This is a genomic window from Loktanella sp. IMCC34160 (assembly GCF_004145845.1).
Taxonomy (GTDB): domain Bacteria; phylum Pseudomonadota; class Alphaproteobacteria; order Rhodobacterales; family Rhodobacteraceae; genus SELP01.
Window position 1 is genome coordinate 1 of the sequence record NZ_SELP01000007.1, and the last position, 17,457, is coordinate 17,457.

General features: G+C 59.8%; 16 protein-coding genes. 7 read left to right on the plus strand and 9 right to left on the minus strand.

Annotated elements, in window-relative coordinates; genetic code table 11:
• The coding region (locus tag EU803_RS15905; protein WP_129684645.1) for a lycopene cyclase family protein at positions 1-138 on the minus strand (138 nt) is incomplete at its 3' end.
• A gap of 162 nt (positions 139-300) precedes the next feature.
• Between EU803_RS15905 and EU803_RS15910 the strand changes: the two genes are divergently transcribed.
• Positions 301-2,004, plus strand: a complete 1,704-nt coding sequence (locus tag EU803_RS15910; protein WP_129684647.1) for an extracellular solute-binding protein — start codon at positions 301-303, stop codon at positions 2,002-2,004.
• Between the two features lie 9 nt (positions 2,005-2,013).
• On the opposite strand, the gene EU803_RS15915 is transcribed toward EU803_RS15910, so the two are convergent.
• Both EU803_RS15915 and EU803_RS15920 read right to left on the minus strand, forming a co-directional pair.
• Positions 2,014-3,078, minus strand: coding sequence for an alcohol dehydrogenase catalytic domain-containing protein (locus EU803_RS15915; RefSeq protein ID WP_242494396.1), 1,065 nt, complete (start codon positions 3,076-3,078; stop codon positions 2,014-2,016).
• Positions 3,079-3,136: 58 nt separating this feature from the next.
• Positions 3,137-4,126 (minus strand): sugar ABC transporter substrate-binding protein, encoded by a 990-nt coding sequence (locus tag EU803_RS15920; protein WP_129684649.1) that lies wholly within the window; start codon positions 4,124-4,126, stop codon positions 3,137-3,139.
• 265 nt (positions 4,127-4,391) lie between these two features.
• Here EU803_RS15920 and EU803_RS15925 point away from each other — a divergent pair, with 265 nt between their 5' ends.
• From EU803_RS15925 to EU803_RS15935, 3 genes are read left to right on the plus strand one after another with little or no spacing between them, the layout of a single operon-like run.
• Positions 4,392-5,345 (plus strand): ABC transporter permease, encoded by a 954-nt coding sequence (locus EU803_RS15925; protein WP_129684651.1) that lies wholly within the window; start codon positions 4,392-4,394, stop codon positions 5,343-5,345.
• On the plus strand, positions 5,342-6,316 hold the full coding sequence (locus tag EU803_RS15930; RefSeq protein WP_129684653.1) for an ABC transporter permease: 975 nt from the start codon (positions 5,342-5,344) through the stop codon (positions 6,314-6,316). Before EU803_RS15925 ends, EU803_RS15930 begins: the two co-directional genes overlap by 4 nt.
• Positions 6,316-7,821, plus strand: a complete 1,506-nt coding sequence (locus EU803_RS15935) for a sugar ABC transporter ATP-binding protein (protein ID WP_129684655.1) — start codon at positions 6,316-6,318, stop codon at positions 7,819-7,821. Before EU803_RS15930 ends, EU803_RS15935 begins: the two co-directional genes overlap by 1 nt.
• Positions 7,822-8,083: 262 nt before the next feature.
• On the opposite strand, the gene EU803_RS15940 is transcribed toward EU803_RS15935, so the two are convergent.
• The 6 genes from EU803_RS15940 to EU803_RS15965 form a co-directional block, all read right to left on the minus strand.
• Positions 8,084-9,010 carry an MFS domain-containing histidine kinase gene (locus tag EU803_RS15940; RefSeq protein WP_242494397.1) on the minus strand — a complete coding sequence of 309 codons (927 nt, stop codon included), beginning with the start codon at positions 9,008-9,010 and terminating at the stop codon, positions 8,084-8,086.
• 20 nt (positions 9,011-9,030) lie between these two features.
• Entirely contained in the window at positions 9,031-9,720 is a 690-nt protein-coding gene (locus EU803_RS15945; protein ID WP_129684658.1) for a response regulator transcription factor, read from the minus strand.
• A complete protein-coding gene (locus EU803_RS15950) occupies positions 9,717-11,357 on the minus strand; it encodes a DUF4173 domain-containing protein (protein ID WP_165352881.1) in 1,641 nt (546 codons plus the stop codon). Before EU803_RS15950 ends, EU803_RS15945 begins: the two co-directional genes overlap by 4 nt.
• A gap of 263 nt (positions 11,358-11,620) precedes the next feature.
• Positions 11,621-12,517, minus strand: coding sequence for a DUF1835 domain-containing protein (locus EU803_RS15955; RefSeq protein ID WP_129684662.1), 897 nt, complete (start codon positions 12,515-12,517; stop codon positions 11,621-11,623).
• 236 nt (positions 12,518-12,753) lie between these two features.
• Positions 12,754-13,221 (minus strand): DUF2269 domain-containing protein, encoded by a 468-nt coding sequence (locus EU803_RS15960; protein WP_129684664.1) that lies wholly within the window; start codon positions 13,219-13,221, stop codon positions 12,754-12,756.
• Positions 13,218-14,510, minus strand: coding sequence for an SDR family oxidoreductase (locus EU803_RS15965; RefSeq protein ID WP_129684666.1), 1,293 nt, complete (start codon positions 14,508-14,510; stop codon positions 13,218-13,220). The genes EU803_RS15960 and EU803_RS15965 overlap by 4 nt, the downstream gene beginning before the upstream one ends.
• 332 nt (positions 14,511-14,842) lie before the next feature.
• On the opposite strand from EU803_RS15965, the gene EU803_RS15970 reads away from it, so the two are divergent.
• Genes EU803_RS15970 through EU803_RS15980 form a run of 3 tightly spaced genes read left to right on the plus strand, consistent with a single transcriptional unit; the run spans position 14,843 to position 17,436 of the window.
• Positions 14,843-15,517, plus strand: a complete 675-nt coding sequence (locus EU803_RS15970) for an NUDIX domain-containing protein (protein ID WP_129684668.1) — start codon at positions 14,843-14,845, stop codon at positions 15,515-15,517.
• Between the two features lie 4 nt (positions 15,518-15,521).
• A complete protein-coding gene (locus tag EU803_RS15975; RefSeq protein ID WP_129684670.1) occupies positions 15,522-16,541 on the plus strand; it encodes an SPFH domain-containing protein in 1,020 nt (339 codons plus the stop codon).
• A 1-nt stretch (position 16,542) separates the two neighbouring features.
• The gene (locus tag EU803_RS15980; RefSeq protein ID WP_129684672.1) at positions 16,543-17,436 is read left to right on the plus strand and encodes an NAD(+)/NADH kinase; all 894 of its coding nucleotides are present in this window, start codon (positions 16,543-16,545) and stop codon (positions 17,434-17,436) included.
• Positions 17,437-17,457: the final 21 nt, after the last annotated feature.

Below are 17,457 nucleotides of genomic sequence, written 5' to 3' on the forward strand. Positions count from 1 at the left end.
GTGGATGAACGGATTGCGGTCCTTGCCCCCGGCCTCCAGCAACAACACGCTGAACCCAGCCTCACCAAGCCGCCCCGCAACAGCACAACCCGCAGAGCCAGCCCCGATCACGATGTAGTCGTATTCCGCGTGGGCCATGGTTTCCTCCAACAGACTTATTTTGTTTTCTGGATCGTCGCACGGGGCGACCTTGTTGCTGAACACGTGAAATGTCAGATTTGGACGAACCGCTTCTGGTTTGCCGGGACGGCTTTGAAATCATGGGGCCGATCAGGCCGCCGGACGACAGGAGAAGCCCCAATGACGCGCGAGGAATTGCTGCGGATTCTCACCTTTGTGGAATCGAACAGAGACATATCCGAGAAGCGGACCAGCCTCGCCACCGTGGACCCGCGCTGGAACATCGTGGCCTTTGCCATGCGGCGGCATCTTGAGGGAAAGCTGCTCACCATTACCTCGGCGGCGATGGCGGCGGACGTGCCCTATGGCACTGCGATGCGGCGCATTTCGGAGCTGATCGAAGAGGGGATGTTGCAGAAGCGGCCCAAGTCGCGCTCGGGCAAGAGTTTTTCGTTGCATCCCACCCGCAAGCTGATCGCCGAATTCGAAAGTTTTGCCATGCAACTCAAGGCGATGGTGGGCAATACATTTGGATTTACCACCGGCAATGGCGAGATGGGTGATTTCTACTTTGGGGGCTACTACATGGCGTCGCGCACCTTGCCCTATCCTAGCGCCATGCGGCAGGGGGTAGGGGTCGAGCGCACCTTCCGTATCCTGAGCCCCATCGACCCCACCTTCAAGACGCTCAGCGAGTTTTCGTCCAATCTGGACGAACTCTGCGGCACCAATATCGAAATCGTCAATCTGCCGCTGGATGAGCTGCATGGCGAGATCATGAGCAATGCCGAGCGGCAACAGTCCAGATACGATCTGATGGCAGTGGATCTGCCGTGGATTGGCCAACTGGCCACCGAAGGGGTGATCGAACCGCTGGATGAGGTGATGCGCGAAGAGCGCTACAACCCCTCGGATTTCCACAATGCGGCCTACAGGGGATCGTCGTGGAACGGCAGCCAATATGGCCTGCCGATCCAGCCGACGGCGGAGTTGCTGTTCTGCCGCTCTGACCTGTTTGCCGAAGCCGGGCTGTCCTGTCCGACAACCACCGACGAGCTATTGCTTGCCGCTCGGGTGCTGCACCGCTCGGGCTTCAACATGTCCGGGATCGTGATGAATTTCGGGCGCGGGACGCCCGTGGCCCATACCTTTATGCAAACACTCGCGGATTTCGGACAGCCGATAATCAATCTCGATCCGCTGGGCGATGAATTCAACGTGGCCGAGATCGACGGGGAGAACTACCGCCCGCAGCTTGATACCGACGCGGCGCGCGACACGGCGGAGTTCCTGCTGGAGCTGGCAGAGTTTTCCCACAAGGACAGCCTGAGTTGCAATTGGGATCGGCGGATCAGCATCTTTTCGCGTGGCGAGGCAGCGATGACCTATGGCTGGAGCATCCGCGCTGCCGCGTTCGAGTTGAACGCGAATTCCCCGGCCCATGGAAATGTGAAATTCGTGCCGCATCCACACGGGCCGGGCGCGCGCACCGTCTCGCCCATCGGGGGATTTTCACTGGCAGTGCCCGCGGGGTTGAGCGCCGAACGCAAGAAAGCGTCGTGGAAGGTCATGGAATACCTGACCCGGCCAGAAATGCTGAAATGGTACGTGCTGAACGGTAACCTCACCAGCCCGCGGTTCTCGACCAGCGCCGACCCCGAGGTGCAGGCGAGTTCGTCGCTCATCAGCGAGGTGGACGGCATGGAGCGGCGCGGCGAATTGCAGACCTGGCCGCGCCCGCCAATCCCGGAATTCAGTAACCTTCTCAGCATCCTCGGCGACGAAATTCACATGATGCTGCAAGGTGCGATCTCCGTGCAGGATGCGCTCGCAAGATCACAAAACCGGATTGACGCGATCATGCGTGAACGGGGGCGGTATTGACGCTTGAACTCACAGATTATCGTTGAGGATGATTTGGGTTTTTAGATCCTGCGGCCGTTCAGGCAGCGTTTCGAACGCTGTTGAGATGTCTTCCAGCGCATAGGTCGCAGACGTAAAGGCACTGGTGTCAAACCTGCCGTGAGAGAGCAAAGAAAGCGCGTGATGCATCGCCTGTCCCGGGCCGGCCACGCTTCCCATCAGGGAATTTTCGCGTAGCACGGTTGTCAATAGATCCACCTTCAGTTCCGAGCCTTCGGGCGGAAGGCCAAATGCCGCAAGATGGCCGCCCGGGCGCAGGGCCGCCTGCGCCGTTTCATACAATGCGGTCGCACCGACGCTTTCGATGGCAAGATCCACACCCCGTCCTTCGGTCAGACTGTGCACGACATCCATCAACACTTGCGGGTCGTTGACCACCGCATCGGCCCCCGCCGCTTTGGCCAGCCGAGCGCGATCAGCGGACGTTTCGGCCACAATAATCGGGGCTGCCCCAGTGAGCCGTTGCATCTGCACGTGCAAATTCCCGATGGGTCCGGCCCCAATAATCAGCACAGAGCGCGCCAATTCAAACCCGCTGCGCGTCGCGCTATGCACCACGCAGGCGACAGGCTCTGTCAGGGCGAGAACGTCGAAAGGCGTTGTTTCGGGCGCTTCGATCACAAGGTGCCCCGGAACGCGGACATATTCGGCAAAACCGCCATCCACATCGATCCCGATCTGCTTGATCGACGGGCAATTCATCAATTCGTTTCTTCTGCAGTAATAGCACCGGCCACAACCGTGATTGATGTCCACCACAGCCGCGATGCCTTCTGCAACGCCACTTTGCGAACCCGCTTTCACCACGCGACCGGAAAACTCGTGCCCGGGGACAAGCGGCAACCGATGGGCCATGAACCCGCCATCATGGATATGGGTGTCGGTCCCGCAGATGCCGCATCGCGCGACCTCGATCAGAACTTCGTCGGGTTTGATTTCGGGAACGGTGCGCAGCTCGATTTCAAACCTGCGCGGCTCGACAAGAACGGCTGCACGCATCTTTTGTGACATCTCGGGCCCGATCCGCAGGTTCATGACTCAAAAAATCGTGCAGGCACACGATCTGTATGCCTGCACGTCAATGTCTTCGGGTTTACCAAGTCGGGCGTTCGAACTCGTCAACGTTTGCGGGCGTGATCTTCGCACGCTCGATTTCAAGCAACTCGGGAACCTCGATGCCGTTGGCAACCTTGATCGCGGTCTGGATCGCGAGGATCGCATCATCGATCGGGGATTGCTTGCCAGAGCCGGAGATCCAGCCCTCTCTCATCGCGTCCCATCCTTCGCCAAACTGGTTACAGCTGACGACCTTGACATCGCCCGGCTCCATCCCCGCGCCCTGCAGCGCGCTGACGACCCCAAGGGCCATGCCATCATCGAAAGCATAGATGCCGTCGATCTGATCGCCGAACTGGGTCAGGAAGGTTTCGGTCACGCTCTGTGCCTTTTCCCGGTTCCATTCGGCCGTTTGGCTGCCGAGGACATTGATGTCGGGGTAGTTGTCGGCCAGCCGGTCAAGGAAGCAGTTGCCGCGCAGGATCGAAACCGCGTAGCCCGGGGTGCCCTCGACCACGACGATATCACCTTCGCCGCCCAGGGCATCGCCCAGCATGTCTGCGGCCTGGGATGCCAGAGCGCAATCGTCAGGACCGGTGTGGCTCTCAATGTAGCGGCGGCCGGCTTCACCGATGGGCGAGTTGGAGGTGATCACCGGAATGCCAGCGCGCGAGGCCTCGCGGATGGCCGGGATCAGCGCGTTTTGCGATGTCGGCCAGACCACCAGCGCATCAGGGTTCTGCGACGCCATGTCCTGAATCTGGTCGAACTGCACGGCAGGGTCGCCCTGCGGGTCCATCACGGTTGCCTGAATGCCCAGCTCGGCTGCGTAGGCTTCGGCGGTTTCGGCATACTTTGCCTGATAGGAATTCGAACCGGGATAAAGCACGGTAATGCCGATGCGGGTCTCGGACAGCGGCTTCATGAGCTCACCGCCCAACCATTCCGGCGCATCCTGGGCGCCTGCAAAGTTTGCGGCGCAAGTGACGGCGGCCGCGATGGCCAGCACTGATGTAAATTTCGTCATGTGTTCCTCCTCTGGACGCTGCCATTCCTCCTCAATGCACTCCCCGTTGGCAGCGTTGCGGGGTGCTTGTCTCTGACTGTTCGGCAGAAGGAGGGGGTGCTCAACAGCTGAAATATCCAAATCTGACTTTCCGGCATTTGCACCACCGAGCGTCGTCCTGGAGGAGTGTGGGGGCATCGCTTGGTCGAAGATTCATTTTGGATATAACGGCAGTTTTTCAGACACAGACCGCTGCCTATCGTCGCTTCAGGGAGGACATTTTCGTATGGGACAGACGATCAACGGCGTCTTGCGTCGCCACGGGCTGATACTGGCGTTTCTGGTGTTTCTGGGGGGCGTGGCGTTCAATGCCCCGTCCTTTCTGACACCGGGTAACATCCTCGACGTTCTGCGTCAGGTGTCGATAACGGGCGTGATGGCGCTGGGGGTGACCTTCGTGGTGCTGACCGGGCGGCTGGATCTGTCAGTGGGTTCCCTTCTGACATTGCTGACCGTCATCGTGGTAGATCAGCACAATTTCGCAGGCCCGTTCCCGGCGATTGTCATGACGTTGCTGGCCGGGCTGGCCGTGGGGGCCGTCAATGGCTTGTTGGTGGGCTTTATCGGTTTGAACGCCCTGATCGTCACGCTGGCAATGTTGTCGTTCTTGCAAGGGCTTGTCTTGTTTTATTCGGGAGGGGCAAACGTGAATGTCGCCAATGCCCAGGAAACCTGGTTCGCAGTGTTCGGTCGGGGGGATTTCCTTGGTATTCCGGTGCCTGTGATCCTGTTCCTTGTGGCCGCCATCATTGCCGGGCTGGTCCTGCAATTCACCAGCTTTGGGCGGCGCGTCTACGGCGTTGGCGGCAATGAAACCGCCAGTATCTTTTCCGGGATAGACGCGCGCTGGACGGTGTTCTGGACCTACGTGGTCTCGGGTTTCACAACAGGCCTCGCCGCGATCATCATGGGCAGCCGGGTTATGGGCGCGCAGAACACCATCGGGCAGGGCTATGAATTGACGGTTCTGGCCGGCGTGATCCTTGGCGGCACGTCACTCCTTGGCGGCTCTGGCAGCATCTGGCGGACCGTCATCGGTATCTCGATGCTGGGCTTCATCCAAAACGGACTGCTGCTGCTCGGATTTCCGTACTACGTGCAATGGCTCGTTACCTGGGCCGTCATCATCATCGCCGTCTGGATTGATCTGGGCGCAAAGCGCGGGAGGATCTTCGCATGAGCTCTGTCACAGACCGTCGGACCGGATCGCCACTGCACAACCTGCTGAACTTGCTGCTGAGGAATCATATCTGGGTGTTTTTGGCCCTTACTGTGGTCGTCTTTTCGCTGGCCAGCCCCTATTTCCTGACCATCAACAATGTCGGCAATATCCTGACCCAGGGCGCATTCATCGGCATCCTTGCCATCGGCATGACCATGGTAATGATCGACGGCGAGATCGACCTCTCCGTCGGTGCCATCCTGGCGCTGGCCTCTGCGCTGGCAATCGGTTTGCAGGATCATATGGGCGTCTGGCCCGCCGTGTTTCTGGGCCTGATGTCCGGCGCGGCGCTGGGATTTGTGAACGGTACGCTTGTGGCGCTGTCAGGGATGCATTCCTTTATCGTGACGCTGGGTGGGCTGATCGGCATTCGTGGGCTGGTCTTTGTCTACAGCGGGGAAAACGCGCTGATGGTGCAGGATTTCAGCTACACCGAAATCCCCGAGATCTATCTTGGACCAATCTCGCTCACCGCGATCCTGTTTTTCGTGCTGGCGCTGTTCTTTCAATGGGTGCTGTCGAGCACCCGCCACGGCCGCGAGACCTATGCGGTGGGCGACAATATCGAGGCCGCGCATGATGCTGGCATCAATGTCAAACGCCACAAGATCATCAATTTCACCATCTGCGGCACGCTGGCGGCGATCTGTGGCATTCTTCTGTCGATGCGGCTTGGCACGGCGGAACCCAACGCCGGCAAAATCTGGGAACTGTGGACTATCATCGCCGTGGTGCTGGGTGGCACGCGTCTGCAGGGCGGTTTCGGCAGTATGTGGATGACTATCGGCGGCGTGCTGACGCTGGCGGTGCTGCGCAACGGTCTGCGGCTGCTCAATACGCCCAACTACGTTGAACTGATGGTGATGGGTGGCGTGCTCGTTCTGGCGCTCGCCCTGGACAAGCTGCTGAACCACAAGGAGGACAGGTGATGGACGACGTCATTCTGAAGGTCGAAGGCATCACCAAGACATTTCCGGGCGTCAAGGCGCTGGACGATGTCAGCTTTGACATCCGCCGTGGCGAGGTTCACGCGCTGGTGGGCGAAAACGGGGCCGGAAAATCAACCCTGATGAAGGCACTTGCCGGGCTGCATAAGCCCGATCAGGGGCAAATCATCTATCAGGGTGCGCCGACCGAAGTTACCGGGCCGCTGGATGCGCGGCAAAAGGGCATCCTGCTGATCCATCAGGAACTGTCGCTGTCGCCCGAATTGTCAGTGGCCGAGAACATTTATCTTGGCGCGTGGCCGACCAATCGTTTCGGGGTGCTGAAAAAACGCGAACTGCGTCGCAATGCGTCCGCGGCGTTGCAGGCTTTGGGATGCGGCTTTGGCCCGGATGTGCGTGTTGGCACCCTTTCGGTGGCGATGCAACAGATGGTCGAAATCGCGCGTGCAGAGGCCTTCCGCGCCAATGTGGTGATTTTTGATGAGCCCACCGCATCGCTGACCGATACGGAAAAAGAGCAGCTTTTCCACACCATTCGCGGCCTCAAGGCGCGGGGCGTGGGGATCGTCTATATCAGCCACAAGATGGACGAGATTTTCGACATCACCGACCGGATCACCGTGCTGCGCGACGGCAAGGTGCAGGGCACGGTCGAAACTGCCGCGACCGACCTAAACCAGGTCACGCGCATGATGATCGGGCGGACGCTGGACGCCTATTTCGTCAAGGCCAAGGCAGAGTTCGGCGAAGAGGTTTTGCGCGTCGACGGCCTGAGCAAGCAGGGTCTGTTCCGAGACGTCAGCTTCTCGGTGCGCGAGGGCGAGGTGCTGGGGCTCTATGGCCTCGTCGGCGCTGGCCGGTCCGAGGTAGTCGAAACGGTCTTCGGCGTGCGCAAGGCGGATGGCGGCAAGATCACCTGGAAGGGTGGCGAGATCGACCTGCCGACGCCGCGCCAATCCATCGACATGGGCATGGCACTGGTCCCGGAAAGCCGCAAGGAACAGGGGCTGGTGCTGATGATGGGCGGGCGCGAGAATACCTCGCTGCCGCATCTGCGGCTGTTCTCGGAACTCTCGATCATGAACCGGTCGAGGGAACTCGCCACGTTCGAGAAATACCGCTCGGCGCTGTCGATCAAGACCACCGGCCCGGATCAGGCCGTGTCGCAGCTTTCGGGCGGAAACCAGCAGAAATTCGTGCTGGCCAAGTGGCTCTGCGCCGATCCCAAGCTGATCATCCTTGATGAACCGACCCGCGGCATCGACGTGGGTTCGAAATCGGCGATCCACGAATTGATCGCGGATCTGGCCGAACAGGGGCTGGCGGTGATCGTGATCTCTTCGGAAATGCCCGAGGTGCTGGGGGTCAGCCACCGGGTGCTGACCATGTCCGAGGGGGCCATTGTGGCCGAATTCGAAGGCGATGACATGACCGAGGAGAACCTGATCGACGCGGTTTCACATCACCGGGGCGAAGCAGCGGCGTAACCGGGCGACGGCCAAACGGATAAGGAAACCGCAGGTCGGAAATCGCCAGGTCGGGACGGGTTAAGTGGGGCGCTTTCATGTGAAAGCGTTCCGCTCGGTCTCGGCGCTGTTCGCATACTCGGGCCCAGGAAAACATAGCTTCAGTTCGGTCTTGTGTGAAAGTCAGGTTATGAACCTGTCCTTCACTGGGGGGCAACCGCACCTATGGCAGCGTGCTGGATTCACGAGGCCGATCCCCTCAACCGATCCGCGCAACAGATATTCATCTATGAAATTCCACCCAGAAGCGGGCCCCCGACGGGCTTTCCAACAGGGTGATGTCCGCCCCCTGCGCCTCCAACATGCGGCGCACGATTGGCAAACCCATGCCCGTTCCGCCGCCACTTCGCCGCGTTGTGAAAAACGGGTCGAAAATGCGCTTGCGGTTGCCGGGTGAGATTCCTCTTCCGTTGTCCTCGATCGCCATTCCCCCGCGTTCGACCGACAGGGTGATCCGGTCAGCCCCATGTTCAGAGGCATTTGCAATTAGGTGATCCAGCACCGGTTCCAGTGTCTGCGGCGGGAAGGGCACAGTTCCGTCTTGCTGAACAGAGATCGCGACAGACGGATATCGTTTTTCGATCCGGGGCAAGATTTCGACAAGCCTGCTGGTGCCGCGCATCGGGGTGGCATCCGCGTGGGCCAGTCGCCGAAGGGCATCCAGTTGTTCCGTCATCTGGGATGTTGCGTTCGTGATCCGCGACACGAGCGCGTCCTGTTCGTCTTGAGACAAGCCGCCGTCCTGAAGCAGTTCTGCGGCACCACGCAGAGTGGTCAGCGGCGACTTCAGCTCGTGTGTGACGTGATCGGCATAGGCGCGCATGTGTTCCGCGCGCTGGTGCAGATGGTCACCCATATCGATCACGCTTTGTCCCAGTGCTGAAAATTCGGGTGTTCCAAAATGGCGCGGGGGGCTTGCGGCCTGCCCAGCCGAGATGGATTGCGCATAGCCGGTCAGGCTTTGGACCGGCCGCAGGACAAGGCGCCAAAGCAGGATCCCGAGGATCACTGTGGCAACCACCGCCATCCAACCAATCAGCCATGCGGTCTCGGCCCAACCCAGCACGGATCCGGCGACGCGGAAATAGGCGATCCCGACCAGCGGAACCCCCAGAACCGCCGCCAGCGTTCCGCCAAGGACCAGTGCCAAGGGCGGTCGCCATTTCCGCACTATGCGCCCCGGCATGGCCCCATCCTGATCCCGACCCCATGCACCGTCTCGATCGCATCATGGCATCCCGCCTGCGCCAGCTTGGCCCGCAGGTTGCGCAGATGGCTGTCCAATGTCCTGTCCGACACTTGCACGTTTGTCCCATAGACCTGATCGACCAACCTGGGTCGTGACGTCACCCTGTCCGGGCTGGCCATCAGCAGGGCGATCAACTCCATCTCTCTTGCGGTCAGGGGGATCGTCTCGGACCCGACCACCGCAAGATGCCTGTCCGGGTCAACGGTCAATACCCCATGGCGGAACTGCGCAGTTGAAGCAGCTGATGGACCGCTTCGTTTCAGGATGGCCCTGATCCGTGCCACCAGTTCGCGCGGTGAAAACGGTTTGCTGACATAGTCGTCGGCCCCCAGTTCCAGTCCGACAATGCGATCCACTTCATCGGAATGGGCGGTCAGGAACAGGATAGGAATATCCGCGGTTTTCCGGATTTCGCGGCACACATCTAGCCCGTCTCGTTCGGGCAATCCGATATCAAGAACGATCAGGTCAGGACGTTCCGATAGGGCGGTATCAAGCCCGCGTTGTCCGTCTGCGGCCTCCTTCACGGTATAGCCGGCCCGCGACAGTGCAATGCGAACGACATCCCGGATCTGCGGGTCGTCTTCGACGATCAGGATGTGATGGCTCATTGCTGGTCATGTCCCTGCGCTGCGATCCCGGCCAAGGTAGATCGCAAGCGCCAGTTGCGGTAGCCCCATTCCCGCCAATCCCTTGGCAGCGGAGCAGTGGCGCGGGTCATCCAGTCTGCACGGCAGAAGGTCGCCGCCTTTTCGGATTCCCATCGGCGGATCGCGGGAAGCGCGTCCGGGCCAAGCCCGCAGATGTAGCCACGGTCGATCATATGGTCCTTCTGGTGCGTCAGGTTATGACTTGCAACCAATCCACCAAGGCTGACGAAGCAGACAAGGTAAAGGGAAAGGGCAGACACCGCCGCCGATCGCAAGATCAGCCAGCCCGGCCCGTGACCCTTCCAAAGCTGCCACAGCATCAGGCACAGGCCCACCATGACCAGCACCAGCCAGATTGCCGCTGCGATCCGCCACCGGGTCAACCCGAACGCGCCGACATAAAGGTCAAGCCGCATCAACGTAGAGGCAACAAGGACCACCGTCTGAGCCAGCCAAAGGTAAAGCAATCGTTTGAGTGTTGGGTGCCCCGCAAGATGGGGTTGCACCAGAAGGCTGAACCCACCGGCAAGCAGTGCGACGACCAGAAGCGGGTAGGCCCCGCGATGGGCATAGGCCGCATAGCTCATCCCGTCCGGGAGCGCCGCGCCGCCCCAAAGATAGGCCCCGTCCGACACCGATTGAATGGCGAAAAGCAGATTGAAGATCACCAGACCCCGGAGCAGAGATCGGGCATTGAGCCCCGGGAACCGACCCCGTGCGATCGTCCGCTCTGGCCCGGCTAGGATCAGCCGTTCCCGAAACGCGGGAAGTCGAAGGATGGGCCAAATGCACCACGCAAGCCCAACCCAGACAAGAAGCCTTGCACCGTCAATCGACGCCATATCCCAATTGACGAGATAGGAGAGGATCCGATCAATCAGCGGGTTTGCGACCGCGAACAGCGTTATGAAAACAGCGCCCAGTCCAAGCGGAAGTAGCCAGTCGCCGACGCCGCGCCAGATCCGGCGCATGTACTGGTTCTTGCGCGACAAAAGACTGGGCAGCGCGCTGATATCGTCCACATTCTGGACAACAGCGCGCAAGGGCAACCGAAGCCCCGTGCGCAGCGACTCTGCGGCCCCGGGGGCGGTCTTGGGGTAACACAGGCAAACCAGAAACTGACCCAGTCCCATCGCCAGAAACATGACCGAAAGAAACTGGACCTGCACAATCGCCGGAATCAGCAGGAAAAGCAGCACGCCCCAAGCCCGGATCAGGTTGGCGCGCGACATCTGGCGGCCAACGGACCATTGCGCGGCGGCGGCGACGGCAATTGTCAACGGGATGAGCGACAGGCCAGGGATCACCTGCCATAGCAACTGATCAGCCAACAGGATCAACGCGGCCAGCAGGCCCGCACGACGGCCCCCCGCCATGCTCTTGCCCCGAGGCCGCGCAGCCGATCCCCGCGTGGCATCCGGCGTCATCCACCAAGCATCCTTTGCCAACCCCGGCGGGACACCCCGAACCAGAAATGTCTTCATCACGAACTCCCATAACAACTGCTCCGTCTGGGTGTAGCTGTGTGTCGTGCAGGACAGGAGAAGGGTGATGTGCAGTTCCCGTGCAGAGGGGGCGGCGTCCCAAACCGTCAACACGAAACCCGAGGTAATGAGGTGTGGAACTGGTTGCGGTGCACCGCCGCTGGCTCGCCAATTGGCGGCGTAGCGCGGCAGATAGTAAAGCGTTCGAAATGAATCGGGTAACACCCGATCCTTCACTGCGGCGAGCAGGCGATTTTCGCTTGAGACCGGCTCAGGAAGCCAGCGCTGCGCCTCGCTGTTGCAACGCCGAGCCCGTAAAAGCGGACGCCGGGCAGCGTCGAAATGGCAGCATTGACGTCGTTCGTGCCGACACGGTCCTACAGACCTTGAACCGAATATCTTTCTCTGGCCGCCTTCCCGCTTTCGGTGATCTGCACCGAACAACTTCGCATTCTCCGACGATCCCCTTCGAGCCTGAACCATGGGGCGGAGGTTTCATCGCAAAGCTCAACCAGCCTTTTGAACAACACGTGGTCGCCGATGCGATCATTCGGTGGTTCACCCTTGGCCATCGCATTTCCAACTGTATAGGCGGCATTCTTCATCTCTTCGGTGCCCGCTCCCAGCAAAGAGCGCTCGATTGATCCCAATCCACCATTGAACCGCGGGAACCTTAACAAATAGGCTGAAAGCGCCTTAGCCATTGGCGTGGACGGGGCATTCACTTCGATGAGTCCGCTTATTGCTTCACCGGAACCTGCAGAAATCGCTTTCCATGCGTCTTTGAAGTACTCGGGGTCGAAAGACTCCGCCGTGTTCGAGCAATACAAGTCTTCGAGCTCTTCAACTCTCAGGACGCCAAGGCCCCATTTCACCTGTTTGCCACCGAAGTATCTTACCGAGATGCCAGATGTATTGATTTCCTCGGCCGTCATCAGATGCAGGACCACCGTGGCATAGAAGAAGTCCTGAACGCTATCCGAGATCCAAATCTCGGCGTTCTGCGACGAAATGACTTCGTTGACCATCAAGTCGTATTCATCCTTGAGGTCGAACGCGTGAATTATGTCGGTGTCATACGGATCAAACGACCTCCAGAACTCGCGCCGTTTCGCGACGAAGTCGTGGCCCGTGCCACGATATGCAAGCGGCCCGTGTGAGTAGTCATCATAAGATGCGATGACACGTGTTTGCCAATCTGGTCGGATCTTTCGAAACAACTGGCGAATTGTGCCACCCGCGCTAAGGGATTGGGTTAGAATAACATTTTTCATTTCTTGGTCCGAACTATGTCCCGGCAAGCCTTGGACTATACCCTAGCAAACGTTTCCGTCTGGGATCGAGAAGCAACTGCTTCGTTATGCATTTGAACGACTGCAAACCGGCCTGCGACAGCGGAAATCGAGAAGTGCGCACAGTTCCGCGACGGGCCAGATGACCCAAAGCGCCGGATCTGTTCCGCACCGCAGGTCTTGGGGTTCAATCGGTCCGAGCTGATCGACGGTCAAGCTCAGAACGTGGGCTTGGTGAGCATGAGCCAGATGATCGCAAGCACAGCTGCGAATGCCGGAAAGCCGAAGGCGAACCACCACCGGTATAGCCGGTGATACGAGGGCGGTAGGGGGGTGCAGGCATCACGCGCCGCGATCGCGAGATTCCGCATCCTGATTTGCATCCAGACGACTGGGAGCCAAAAGACGCCAACGAAAACATAGAGGCATAGGGACCACGCAACCCAGCCCTCGAAGATCGGCCTGCCGAAGTGTCGCGCCAAAAGAAAGCCAGAGATCGGTTGCACCGCCGCGGCGGTCGCGGTGAAGATGGTGTCCGCGATCACTACAATCCCGGCAACATGCGCGATCAGCCTTGGATCATTGCTTCGATTGGACATGACCATGAAAAACGCGATCCCTGCACCGGTCCCGAGCAAGACGGTCGCGCCAATGACATGCAAGAAACGCAAGAACTCGTAGGTCATCGTTCCTCCATCGTCATCCAAACCCATGCCGCAAGGGTAATTCCCGGGAGGACCTTAACCATAGGTCCCAGCGGATCGGCCCACAGGTCGGGTGCGACCAAGGCGCTGCCAATAAGATAGCTACAGGAAAGTCCGATCATTCCAAGCGCCGCATGCTTCACCCATGGCCGCCAGAGGATCGCGAGGCCAAGCGCAATATCCGCAAGGGCACCGCCAATAACCGTGGGTCCGCCAACCCAGCTTGGAACGTCTCTTACAGCCAGAACGGCCATTGCACGCGATGGCGTGACCAGTGTGATTAACCCCGACAGGCACCAGAAGAGCGCCAATGTGCCGATCGCCAGTGGCAGAGCGAAATAGGCCCGCGCAAACAGCCTCTCCTGCCGGGTCGCCGGGATCTGCGCCAGCGTTTCCCCGAGCGACCTGCAAGGTCGGCCACCTGCATTTTCCCAGGCAGAGGGGTCGCCACGGATGCCGTCCCTCAACACCTTCAACGCGGTGCTGCGGAAAGGCGAGCGCCAGCCCAGATAGCCGAGCAGGTCGGCCAGCTTTCCAATCGATGTGACAAGAACTCCGGGAAATCGTGGCCGGAAAATCGGTGAGTCATACCCCTGCCATGATCGGACCTTGGCAAGCAGATCGGGAAACCTGTGCGCCTCATGTTCGGTCAGGTCCGCGACAAGACCGGATGGCAGATCACCACGGGCAGCACAAACGACCGCTTCTGCGACATCAGTGACGCTGACCGTTTGGATCCGGCTGTCAGGGAAGATAACAGGCAAAACCGCAGGCAATGCCGCCGCAGCCCGAAGCAGCGCCGTCCCGCCATAGGCTTCTGTCGAAAGGACGAGCACCGGCCTCAGGATCACCCAATCGGCCGCAAGCCTCACGATCTCATCCCCGCGCGCCTTGCTTCGCAGGAAGGCGGTTGTGGCATCGGCTGCAGCCCCCGCCGCGGAAATCTGAATGATCCGAATAGGGAGCCCGGCCGCTGCCTCGATCAGCTTGGCGATAGCAGCGACGTGGATCGCTTCAACATCGTCACGGGCCCCATCCTGAAGCGCGCCCGAGGCGTTCACGACGACATCAGCATCTGCGAGCAGCTCCCGCCATTCATCGACGGGGATCGAGGGGATATCGCGGATGACCCAGTTTGCCGTGGCGTCGGCAGTCATCGCAGAGCGATACGATCTGCCTATTCCGGTGACCTCGAAACCTGCATCCGTCAATTTCCGCATGCAGGCCGAGCCGATCAGCCCATAGCCACCTAAGACGATTGCTTTGCGCACAGCTGTCAACCTTATCAGTTCGACGGAATGATTACCCTCAAGAATCCCCTATCCGCAATGCGCGACCGCAACGTGCCATCGTCGCCCCCGTTTGTTGCCCGCCGAAGGTGAGGACGTAATGGGAGAGTGGCCGCGGGACAGCCCCTTGTCCAACCGGAGTGCCGGATAAGATTGCCAGCGGCCGCGTTGGTGAAGCCGCATCGCGGCGTCCAGCCCTGTCGCCAAAGTCCGTATTTTGCTCTTTGCACTGGGGCTGCTCTAGGGGAATGAGACCCGCTTGACAGGCGAGTATGTAATATATAATTAGGTAATTACTAATATGGATATTACAGATGTCGAACCTCGAAACCTATCCCAGACCCAGCGTTGCAGTGGACCTAGCGATCATGACGGTTGTCGATGGTGCACTGAAGGCCCTGCTCGTCGAGAGGCCGGAGGACAACGTGCCGGGTTGGGCCATGCCAGGCGGATTCGTGTACCTTGACCAATCGCTTGATCAAACAGTTGCCCGTGTTCTGGCGGAGAAAGTGGGACAGCCGCAGGTCCGCTTTGAGCAACTCGCAACCTACGGGGCCGTTGACCGCGACCCAAGGGGGCGGGTGATCAGTGTTGTCTACATGGCGCTCTGTCCAGCAGCGGCACTGGCGGGCATGCCTCTCTCCACGATCCGCGTTGCGTGGGAAGGCGTGGCAGGGGGCGTGGCGGAAGCGGTCCAGAATGGCGCGAGTCTGCCGCTGGCTTTCGATCACGCGGAAATTCTTGGGGATGTCGTCAAGCGGCTTCGAGGCAAGCTGGACTATTCGCGCATTGGCTTTGCCTTTCTGCCGCAACGTTTCACCCTGCGCGAGGTCCAGGAAGTGCATGAGGCCATCCTGGGGCGGTCACTGAATAAACCGCCGTTCCGGCGCAAACTGCTGGATCGCGGGATGATCATCCCAACAGGTGAATTCGAAACCGGCGGGGCCTACCGGCCAGCCGAACTTTATACACTGAAGCCAGAGGAGTAGAGCGATGGCACAGATCAAACGCTACATCATCGCTAACCAATTGCGGGCCGAAGCCTCGCAGCACATCCAATATTTCCGCAAAGGGGTCTTGAAGAAATCCGGTCGGGGCCTGTCCTTCTGGTTCGACCCGACCGGGGCGTCTCTGGCAGAAGTTCCGATGAATGACCGGGAACTGATCTTCATGATCAAGGGGCAGTCCTCGGATTATCAGGACCTGGCGGTGCAGGGTAGCGTCATCTGGCGGGTGGCCGATGCGGACAAGATCGCAAACCGGATCGACTTCGGGATCGATGTCAACAAGGGCGTGCAGCTTGGCAAGCCCGAGGATCAGATCAAGTCTGTCCTGACGGGTCTCGTGCGCGCGTTCGCAGACGCCTATCTGAAGAATAAAAGCGTGCGAGAACTTCTGGAGGCAGGCTTGTCGCCCGTTCAGGCGGCCATTGCGGATGGCTTTGGGGCTGATCCGACAGTGTCCGGCATGGGGCTAGAGGTCGTCAGTATCCGGGTCTCTGCCCTGACCCCAAGCGCCGAACTTTCGCGGGCGCTGCAGGCCCCAACCTTTGAAAGTCTGCAGCAAAAAGCGGACGAGGCAACCTTTGCCCGGCGAGCGCTTGCGGTAGATAAGGAACGTGCGATTGCTGAAAACGAACTGCAAAACCAGATCGCACTGGCGGCGCGGCGCAAGGATCTGATTGCGCGCGAAGACGCGAACGCCCGGTCAGAGGCTGAAGCGCAGGCCGCCGCCCGGCGGATCTCCATCGAGGCCGAAAGCAAGGCCAAGATCATCAGTGCTGAGGCTGAGGCCAAGCGCATCCGCGCTGTCGAACAGGCCGCAGCTGACATGGAAAGGGCGCGGATGGAGGCTATCGCCGATGTGCCGCCTGCTGTCCTCTTTGCCCTCGCGGCGCAGCAGTTCGCAGGTAAGCTGGAACGGATCGACAGCCTGAACGTGAGCCCCGATATGCTGGCCGGGCTTGCCCAACAGGCAAGGGCTCTATTGGCGGCCCAAAGCGCGGAGAAATGAGATGAGCAGCCTGAACCCGCGTGTCGTCCTGGTCAGTCGCGAAAGCGAATACGCTGCGCTTCTGGCTAAACATGGCACGCGGGGGCAGGCTGCGTTCTTTCTGTCGGCTCGCGGTCAGGATATCGCCGAACCGGAAGCACGGGATGCCTTGCTGTCTGATGCGATCCAGTTTGCAAAGGCTTCCATACCCTCGGATTGGTCCTTCGCCCATGTCACACGGGATGATCTGAGTCGCTTTCTTTTCTCGGCCAACGACATTGTAGTGCCGATTGGCCAGGATGGCCTCGTCGCAAACCTTGCCAAGTACCTTGATGGGCAGCCGGTAATCGGCGTGACCCCTGACCCCTCGGTGTCAGAAGGTGTCCTGACCCGACACAGTGCCGCCCATTTGCCTGCGCTGTTGAAACGGGTGGCGCATGGCGATGCTGACGTTGAGGCCAGAACGATGGTCGAGGCCCAGACAGGTGAGGGGCAATCATTGCTCGCCCTCAACGAGCTTTTCATCGGCCACCGATCACATCAATCTGCGCGATATGTCCTGCGGGCTGACGGCGCGGAGGAATTCCAGTCTTCGTCGGGTGTCATCGTTGCGACGGGGACCGGTCTGACAGGATGGGCCAAGTCAATCATGGCTGCGACGCAGCGCGCCTACAACATTGCGCCATCCGACCATCGCGCAGCTTTCTTTGCGCGCGAACCCTGGCCAAGCCGCACATCAGGCAATGACATTGCCGCCGGCGAAATCGCACAGGGTAACCATCTATCGGTGCTGTCCCGCATCAATGAGGGCGGTGTCATTTTTGCAGACGGAATCGAAGACGACTTTCTATCGTTCGATTGGGGGACAGAGGCAACGATCCACTTGGCCGAGAGAAAGCTGTCCTTGGTCTTCTAGTGTCGGAAATAGGATTGCTAT

Excerpts from the sequence above, each read along its gene's own strand:
- EU803_RS15910 (WP_129684647.1), top strand. The coding sequence starts at position 301 with ATGACGCGCGAGGAATTGCTGCGGATTCTCACCTTTGTGGAATCGAAC.
- EU803_RS15915 (WP_242494396.1), bottom strand. The coding sequence starts at position 3,078 with ATGAACCTGCGGATCGGGCCCGAGATGTCACAAAAGATGCGTGCAGCC.
- EU803_RS15920 (WP_129684649.1), bottom strand. The coding sequence starts at position 4,126 with ATGACGAAATTTACATCAGTGCTGGCCATCGCGGCCGCCGTCACTTGC.
- EU803_RS15925 (WP_129684651.1), top strand. The coding sequence starts at position 4,392 with ATGGGACAGACGATCAACGGCGTCTTGCGTCGCCACGGGCTGATACTG.
- EU803_RS15930 (WP_129684653.1), top strand. The coding sequence starts at position 5,342 with ATGAGCTCTGTCACAGACCGTCGGACCGGATCGCCACTGCACAACCTG.
- EU803_RS15935 (WP_129684655.1), top strand. The coding sequence starts at position 6,316 with ATGGACGACGTCATTCTGAAGGTCGAAGGCATCACCAAGACATTTCCG.
- EU803_RS15945 (WP_129684658.1), bottom strand. The coding sequence starts at position 9,720 with ATGAGCCATCACATCCTGATCGTCGAAGACGACCCGCAGATCCGGGAT.
- EU803_RS15955 (WP_129684662.1), bottom strand. The coding sequence starts at position 12,517 with ATGAAAAATGTTATTCTAACCCAATCCCTTAGCGCGGGTGGCACAATT.
- EU803_RS15960 (WP_129684664.1), bottom strand. The coding sequence starts at position 13,221 with ATGACCTACGAGTTCTTGCGTTTCTTGCATGTCATTGGCGCGACCGTC.
- EU803_RS15970 (WP_129684668.1), top strand. The coding sequence starts at position 14,843 with ATGTCGAACCTCGAAACCTATCCCAGACCCAGCGTTGCAGTGGACCTA.
- EU803_RS15975 (WP_129684670.1), top strand. The coding sequence starts at position 15,522 with ATGGCACAGATCAAACGCTACATCATCGCTAACCAATTGCGGGCCGAA.
- EU803_RS15980 (WP_129684672.1), top strand. The coding sequence starts at position 16,543 with ATGAGCAGCCTGAACCCGCGTGTCGTCCTGGTCAGTCGCGAAAGCGAA.